Origin of the sequence: Albidovulum sp., assembly GCF_008933605.1 — a bacterium.
In the GTDB taxonomy this organism is placed as follows: Bacteria; Pseudomonadota; Alphaproteobacteria; order Rhodobacterales; family Rhodobacteraceae; genus Albidovulum.
Window position 1 is genome coordinate 1 of sequence record NZ_WBUS01000207.1, and the last position, 4,304, is coordinate 4,304.

At 66.8% G+C, this 4,304-nt stretch carries 5 protein-coding genes; all 5 read left to right on the forward strand.

All coding sequences use genetic code 11. From position 1 onward, the window contains the following. Positions 1-1,092, forward strand: a 1,092-nt coding sequence (locus F9K34_RS17305) for a tRNA-dihydrouridine synthase (RefSeq protein WP_291338360.1), incomplete at its 5' end; no start/stop codon positions are given. A 73-nt stretch (positions 1,093-1,165) separates the two neighbouring features. Beyond that, entirely contained in the window at positions 1,166-1,924 is a 759-nt protein-coding gene (locus tag F9K34_RS17310; RefSeq protein WP_291338361.1) for an ABC transporter ATP-binding protein, read from the forward strand. After that, the gene (locus F9K34_RS17315) at positions 1,917-2,657 is read left to right on the forward strand and encodes an ABC transporter ATP-binding protein (RefSeq protein WP_291338362.1); all 741 of its coding nucleotides are present in this window, start codon (positions 1,917-1,919) and stop codon (positions 2,655-2,657) included. Before F9K34_RS17310 ends, F9K34_RS17315 begins: the two co-directional genes overlap by 8 nt. Positions 2,658-2,661: 4 nt before the next feature. Next, positions 2,662-3,549 (forward strand): branched-chain amino acid ABC transporter permease, encoded by an 888-nt coding sequence (locus F9K34_RS17320; RefSeq protein WP_291338363.1) that lies wholly within the window; start codon positions 2,662-2,664, stop codon positions 3,547-3,549. 95 nt (positions 3,550-3,644) lie between these two features. Continuing rightward, on the forward strand, positions 3,645-4,304 hold a 660-nt coding region (locus F9K34_RS17325; RefSeq protein WP_291338364.1), incomplete at its 3' end, for a branched-chain amino acid ABC transporter permease.

Below are 4,304 nucleotides of genomic sequence, written 5' to 3' on the forward strand. Positions count from 1 at the left end.
TCCTACAGCCGCCTGATGATGCTCACCGGCGAAGCTGAAGGCCCCTGGCTCGAGCGCGTCTCGCAGGTGCGCAACGCGGTCCGGATTCCGGTGGTGGCGGTCGGGCGGATCAAGCGCCCGGAACTTGCCGAAACGGCGCTGGCCGAGGGACGCGCCGATCTGATGGCGGTCGGCCGCGCCTCGATAACCGATCCCGACCTTCCCGAGAGGGCCCGGCGCGGCGAGAGCCCGCTCGTGGCCGCATGCACATATTGCAATCTGTGCCTCGGCCGCAGCGCGGCGCCGGAGATGATCTGTCCGGTCAACCCGTTTGTCGGCGACGAGGCTGCGCTGGGCGCACTTCGTCGGGACGCTTCGTGGCGACTGGATATTCTCGGCGGCGGCTTTTCCGCGCTGACCGCAGGATGGCTGGCGGCGCTTCGCGGGGCGACGGTGCGCATTTTCGCCCCGGAGCGGGATCTTGCCGGCATGCAGGGCTGGCGGATGAGGGTTCCCGGGCAGGCGGAATACAGGAACGCCGTCGCGTCGCTCATCGATCGCGCCCGTCGCGCCGGTGTCTCCTTCGTCACGGACAAGCCGGCATCCGGCGGGGCGCCGGCGCGATGGGCCGTCCGACGGTGGGAGCCCGTCGCAGCCCGAGCGGGAGCGGCCGCCACCGTGTTCGACGTTCTGCGCGGCTCGGCGCCACGTCTTCCTCATCGGGTGCTCGTCGTCGGCGACGATCTGGCGAGCACGGACGCGGCTTTGGTGCTCGCGGATCGGGGGCATCGCGTCGTCCTGCGCTCGCCGGCCCGCGACATCGGTTTCGACGCCCATCCGGGTTTCCGCCTGATGAACCGAAAGCTGCTCGCCAACAGGGGCGCTGCGGTCGAGACCGGCATGGAGCCGGCCGAAGCGCTGGACCTCAGCGGCTTCGGGGCGCTCGTCATCGGCCGGACGGAGCCGCTTCCCGAGGACGGCGAACTGGGATGGGTCGACGATCAGGACGCCGGCGGATGTGATGCCGTACTGACCGATGCCTATGAGCCGGGCGCCATGGCCCGCACCGTCTATGCTGCAAAGGACATGGTGCTGGAAATCCGGCCGAAGTAGCGGCGGAGACGGCCGGGAATAAGCCATCGGTCCGTTGCACAAGACAATCGAGGTCCATCCGGGAGGGCATGAGTTGGATCGTGACGATATTATCCTTTCGGCAGAAGATCTGACGAAGGAGTTTCGGGGCTTCTTTGCGGTCGAGGGTGTCGGGCTTCGTGTGCGGCGGGGCCAGATCCATGCGTTGATCGGTCCGAACGGGGCGGGCAAGACGACGTGCTTCAACCTTCTGACCAAGTTCCTTCCGCCGACGCGTGGGAGGATCACCTACAAGGGCGAGGACATCACGGCGCTGTCGCCGGCCGACATCGCGCGTCTGGGTCTGGTGCGCTCGTTCCAGATCTCGGCGGTGTTCCCGCACCTGACGGCGCTGGAGAACGTGCGGATCGCGCTGCAGCGGCGGCGCGGGGATTCGTTCGACTTCTGGCGCTCGCAGAAGGTGCTGTCGGCGTTCGACGGGGAGGCGCGGGCGCTTCTGGCCGATGTCGGGTTGAGCGCGTTCGAGACGACGAATGCGGCGGACCTGTCCTACGGGCGCAAGCGGGCGCTGGAGATCGCCACGACGCTGGCGCTCGACCCGGAGATGCTGCTTCTGGACGAGCCGATGGCGGGCATGGGGCATGAGGACGTGGAGCGCATCTCGGCGCTGATCCGGCGGATATCGGCCAACCGGACGATCCTGATGGTGGAGCACAATTTGTCGGTGGTGGCGTCGCTGTCGGACACGATCACGGTCCTGGCGCGGGGCAAGGTGCTGGCGGAGGGCGACTACGCCACGGTGTCGAAGGACCCGCGGGTGATCGAGGCCTATATCGGAGCGGGACATGGCTGAAGCTGCGGTTGCGATGAAGACGGCAGCGGCTTCCGCGCCGCTGCTGGTCGTCAAGGACCTTCAGGCGTGGTACGGCGAGAGCCACGTGCTGCACGGGGTGACGTTCGACGTGCGTCCTGGCGAGGTGGTCACACTTCTGGGGCGCAACGGGGCGGGCAAGACCACGACGTTGAAGTCGATCATGGGCATCCTGCCGAAGCGCAAGGGCTCGGTCACCTTCCAGGGCAAGGAGCTGATGCATGCGCCGGCGCGCTACGTGGCGCGCGAGGGCATCGCGTTCTGCCCGGAGGAGCGGGGCATCTTCTCGTCGCTGAGTGTCGAGGAGAACCTGCTGCTGCCGCCGCAGGTGAAGCCGGGGGGCATGAGCGTGGAGCAGATCTTCGAGCTGTTCCCGAACCTGAAGGAGCGTCTGTCGAGCCAGGGGACGAAGCTGTCCGGCGGCGAGCAGCAGATGCTGGCGATCGGGCGCATCCTGAGGACCGGCGCGAAGATGCTGCTTCTGGACGAGCCGACGGAGGGTCTTGCGCCGGTGATCATCCAGCAGATCGGGGCGACGATCGCGCGGCTGAAGCAGGAGGGGTTCACGATCGTGCTGGTGGAGCAGAACTTCCGCTTCGCCTCGACGGTGGCCGACCGCCACTACGTCGTCGAGCAGGGCAGGGTCATCGACATGATCCCCAATGCCGAGCTCGAGGAAAATATCGGCAAGATCGAAGCCTATCTGGGAGTGTGAGGCGATGTTCGAGCTTTTGGGAATACCGCCGCAGGCTTTGTTTGGCCAGTTGCTGCTGGGTCTGATCAACGGGTCGTTCTACGCGATCCTGTCGTTGGGCCTTGCGGTGATCTTCGGCCTTCTGAACATCATCAACTTCGCGCATGGGGCGCAGTACATGCTGGGCGCGTTCGTGGCGTGGATGCTTCTGAACTATCTCGGCATCGGCTACTGGTGGGCGCTGCTTTTGGTGCCGATCGCGGTGGGGGCGTTCGGCATCGTGCTGGAGCGGCTGATGATCTCCAGGCTCTACCATCTCGACCATCTCTACGGGCTGCTTCTGACCTTCGGCCTGGCGCTGATCATCCAGGGCCTGTTGCGCAACCAGTACGGCATCTCGGGCCTGCCCTACTCGATCCCGCCGCAGCTTGCCGGCGGCCAGAACCTCGGCTTCATGTTCCTGCCCAACTACCGCGGCTGGGTGGTGGTGGCGTCGCTCTTCGTGTGCATCGCCACCTGGTTCGTGATCGAGAAGACCAGGCTCGGGGCGTACCTGCGGGCTGCGACCGAGAACCCGACGCTGGTCGGGGCCTTCGGCATCAACGTGCCGCGCATGATCACGCTGACCTACGGCTTCGGGGTGGCGCTGGCGGCGTTCGCGGGCGTGCTGGCCGCACCCGTCTACTCGGTCAACCCCAACATGGGCGCGGACCTGATCATCGTGGTGTTCGCGGTGGTGGTGATCGGCGGCATGGGCTCGATCCTGGGCTCGATCGTCACCGGCTTCGGGCTGGGGCTGGTCGAGGGTCTGACCAAGGTGTTCTATCCGGAGGCCTCCTCGGTCGTCATCTTCGTCATCATGGCCATCGTGCTTCTGGTCAAGCCGGCCGGCCTGTTCGGGAGGACCGCGTGATGTCCGCTGCAAGCCAGACTTCCACGGGCCAGAACACCATGGGCCAGACTTCCACCGACGAGGCCCCGACCGCGACCCTGACCGCCACGGGGGGCATGCCGCGCCACCATGTGGCGATCTTCCTGGCCCTGCTCGCCGCCGGGCTGGCGGCACCGTTCTTCCTCTATCCCGTGTTCCTGATGAAGGTGATGTGCTTCGCGCTGTTCGCCTGCGCCTTCAACCTTCTCTTGGGCTACACGGGGCTGCTGTCGTTCGGCCATGCCGCCTACTTCGGCGGCGCGAGCTACATCTCGGCGCATGCGGCCAAGGTGTGGGGTCTGCCGCCGGAGCTAGCCATCCTGGCGGGGGTGGGGGCGGCGATGGTGCTGGGGCTGGCGATCGGGTCGCTGGCGATCCGGCGCCAGGGCATCTACTTCGCCATGGTGACGCTGGCCTTTGCGCAGATGGTGTTCTTCTTCTCGCTGCAGGCGCCGTTCACCGGCGGCGAGGACGGCATCCAGGCGGTGCCGCGCGGGCATCTGTTCGGGCTGATCAGCCTGCGCTCGGACTTCACGCTCTACTTCGTTGTGCTGGCGATCACGCTCGGCGGCATGCTCGCCATCTACCGCATCATCCACTCGCCGTTCGGGCAGGTGCTGAAGGCGATCCGCGAGAACGAGGCCCGCGCCGTGTCGCTCGGCTACCGGGTCAACCGCTACAAGCTGGCGACCTTCGTGCTGTCGGCAGCGCTCGCCGGGCTTGCCGGGGCGACCAAG

Excerpts from the sequence above, each read along its gene's own strand:
- F9K34_RS17315 (WP_291338362.1), top strand. The coding sequence starts at position 1,917 with ATGGCTGAAGCTGCGGTTGCGATGAAGACGGCAGCGGCTTCCGCGCCG.
- F9K34_RS17320 (WP_291338363.1), top strand. The coding sequence starts at position 2,662 with ATGTTCGAGCTTTTGGGAATACCGCCGCAGGCTTTGTTTGGCCAGTTG.